The sequence below is a fragment of the Devosia sp. genome, from assembly GCF_034675085.1.
Lineage (GTDB): Bacteria > Pseudomonadota > Alphaproteobacteria > Rhizobiales > Devosiaceae > Devosia.
In genome coordinates, this window is sequence record NZ_JAUCDN010000361.1 from 1 (window position 1) to 3,133 (window position 3,133).

2 protein-coding genes are annotated in these 3,133 nt (G+C 64.2%); both read right to left on the reverse strand.

The annotated features are described in order from the left end of the window. Nucleotides 1-965 (reverse strand): transglycosylase domain-containing protein (locus VDP82_RS16225; protein WP_323015866.1); only part of this gene is annotated, 965 nt, incomplete at its 3' end. 111 nt (nt 966-1,076) lie between these two features. Further along, nucleotides 1,077-2,315 carry an N-acetylmuramoyl-L-alanine amidase gene (locus tag VDP82_RS16230; RefSeq protein ID WP_323015867.1) on the reverse strand — a complete coding sequence of 413 codons (1,239 nt, stop codon included), beginning with the start codon at nt 2,313-2,315 and terminating at the stop codon, nt 1,077-1,079. Nucleotides 2,316-3,133: the final 818 nt, after the last annotated feature.

Consider the following 3,133-nt stretch of genomic DNA (forward strand, 5'->3'; position numbering starts at 1 on the left):
CGGGCCCGGTCATAGGCCATCAGGCCATCCATCAGCGCCCGGCGGGCAAATTCCTGCAAGCGCGGCTCAAGCGTGGTGCGCACCGAAAGCCCGCCGCCATAAAGCTGATCCTCGCCATAGAGCTTGGCCAGCTCGCGCCGCACTTCCTCGGTGAAATATTCGGCCGAATAGAGCTGGCTGCCGCCGGCGCGAGGGCTGACATTGAGCGGCTCGGCCTTGGCCTCGGCTGCCTCGTCGGCGCCTACATAGCCATTTTCGACCATGCGGTCGATGACCCAGTTGCGCCGCTCGACGGCGGCCTGGGGGCGGCGGAAGGGGTGGTAATTGTTCGGGCCCTTGGGGAGCGCCGCGATATAGGCGGCCTCGCTGAGGGTGAGCTGATAAAGCGCCTTGTCGAAATAATTGAGCGCCGCCGCCGCCACGCCATAGGAGTTGAGGCCGAGGAAAATCTCGTTGAGGTAAAGCTCCAGAATCCGGTCCTTGGAGAAGGTGGATTCGATGCGCACGGCCAGAAGCGCCTCCTGCACCTTGCGGTCCCAGGTCTGCTCGGAGCTGAGCAGGAAATTCTTGGCCACCTGCTGGGTGATGGAGGAGCCGCCGCCCTGAATGGCGTTATTGCCATCCATGCGCGCCAGCAGATTGTCGCGCAGGGCGCGGAAAATGCCGTCTATGGCGATACCGCCATGGGTGTAGAAATCCTTGTCCTCGGCGGAGAGAAAGGCTTCCACCACCAGAGGCGGCACGGTCTCGATGGGCTGGAACAGGCGCCGCTCGCGGGCAAATTCGGCCAGAAGCGTGCCATCGGCGGCATGGACGCGCGTGGTCACGGGCGGCTGATAGTCCTTGAGCACGGTATAGTCGGGCAATTCGGACGATATATGGGTGAGATAGATGGCAACCACGCCGATGCCGGCCAGGAGGGCGAACATCGCAAAGCCAAACATCCAGCCGAGCAAACGCAGCATAAAGTCTCTTCTCTCCGAGGCCGCCCCTCAGGCCGGAATCATATCAGAACCGAGCGCGCTTGTGGATCACAACCGGGCGCGCGCCTGACGGCGTGCGGCGCGTGTGCCATATCAGGGATCGGCTGCCAAGCTGTCGAAATAGGTCGAAATGCCCCGCGCCAGCGCATCGGCGGTGCGATCCTGCCAGTCGCCGCGCAGCAGATTGGCCATGTCGTCGGCATTGGACAAAAAGCCCAGTTCGACCAGCACCGAGGGCACATCGGGGGCCTGGAGCACGAAAAAATCGGCCTGGCGCACGGGAAAGCGCCGCAACTGCACGCTGGGCTCAAGCTGGTGAACAATGGCCTGCGCGGCCTGGAAGGACTGGTGGCGCATTTCGCGCCGCATCAGGTCGAGCAGGATATCGACCACTTCCGGGGCTATTTGCGGCATGGCGAAGCCGGCGATGATGTCGGTCTTGTTCTCGTTGTCGGCCAGCACCTTGTCGAGCACGTCGGTGGCATTCTCGTCACGCGTATAGACGCTGGCGCCGCGAATCTCGGGCTGCTGGAAGCTGTCGGCATGGATGGAGATGAAGAGATCCGCCTTGTTGGAGCGGGCCAGGGCCACGCGCTCTTCAAGCTTGAGGAAGGTGTCGTCCTCGCGGGTCAGGGCCACGTCGAACCGGCCCGAAGCGACCAGCAATTCCTGAAGGCGCAGGGAAAAGGCCAGCACGATATCCTTTTCGCGAATACCGTTGGAGGCTTCGGCGCCGCTGTCTATGCCGCCATGGCCCGGATCGATGACCACCAGGGGCTTGGTGGCGATGGGCAGTTCTGAGCCGCCGGCCGGGGTGGGCTCGGCGGCAACGATGGCGCCGGCCGCTTCAAGGTCGCGCGCCACATTGGCGGCAAATTCCTCGGCGGTGGCGGGAATGATGTCGACCACCAGCCGGGCCGGCTGGCCCTCGAAGGCATCGAGCACATAGGCCTGCTGCACCTGCGCCGGGGCCGAAAGGGTGAGCGTGGTGCGCACCCTGTCGGGCGCGGCCTGCTCCATGGCGTAATCGGCGATCACCCCCTCCCCGGCCGGCTTGCCCGCCGGCTCGGGCACGGTGAAGGTGGCGGCGCGCACATCGATGGCCAGACGATCGGGCTCGGCCAGCGAGACCAGGGCAAATTCAGTGCGCCCGGCCAGATCGATGACCAGGCGCGCCCGCTCGGGCGTGGCCGAGACGCGCAGATCGATGACATTGGGCAGGCCGAGCGCGGGCGGCGGCGCGGGGGCCGCCTCTTCCTGCGCCAGGCAAAGGGAGAAGAAGCCGGCCATGAGCACGAGCAGCGGCACGATGGCCAGATGGCGGAGAGTCAACAAAACGCGAGCGGCCCCTGTTTTCCAGCACGAAGCGCCTGACCGAGCCTCGTGGCGATTCTGCGGCGCGCCGGCTCTTATGCGCTGATTTTGCCGATGGGCCAAGAATGGAGGGCGCGAGGCGGCGCTTTCCCCTTGGATGAGCGCCATGCCCTTCCTAGATAAAGCGCGTAGTGGGAACGGAAATTGACTTTCCTGTTGCCAATTGGTCGCAACATCCCTACACGCTAGAGGTGAGGCGCATGCTTCCCGTTGAACCTGTTTGTGTCGCCCCAGCGCCAACGAAAACGGTGCGGGAAGGAGCCGGCCAAGGGAACGATGACGTATCCCCGGCACGGTTCGGAAGCGGCAAATCCTTCGCCTCACAGAAGTTTTTCGGCCCTCCCCGAAGGCCGGACGGCTGCCATGCATCCCCAGGGATGCGCGGCGGCCCAAAAGGAAGAGGTCAGATGGCCCGCAGGCGGACAAAACGCGACGCGATCGAATATGCCGATTGCCGTTTTGCCATGCTGCCCGGGCCGGCCTTGACCGTTATTGCCGGCGCGCCCAAGGCAGAGCTTTCGCGCGCCACCCTCTACAACACATTCGCCTCGCACAGCGCCACAGCAAGCAGGCCGGTTTTCCGGGCTGGACCTGTCGGCGCGCGAGCGCGCGGAGTTCATTTTCATGGCTACCAAGAGAATGCTGGTGGATGCCATCCACCCGGAAGAAACACGGATCGTCGTCACCGCAGGTAACAGGCTCGAAGAATTCGACTTCGAATCGGCGACCCGCCGCCAGTTGCGCGGCAATATCTATCTCGCCAAGGTCACGCGCGT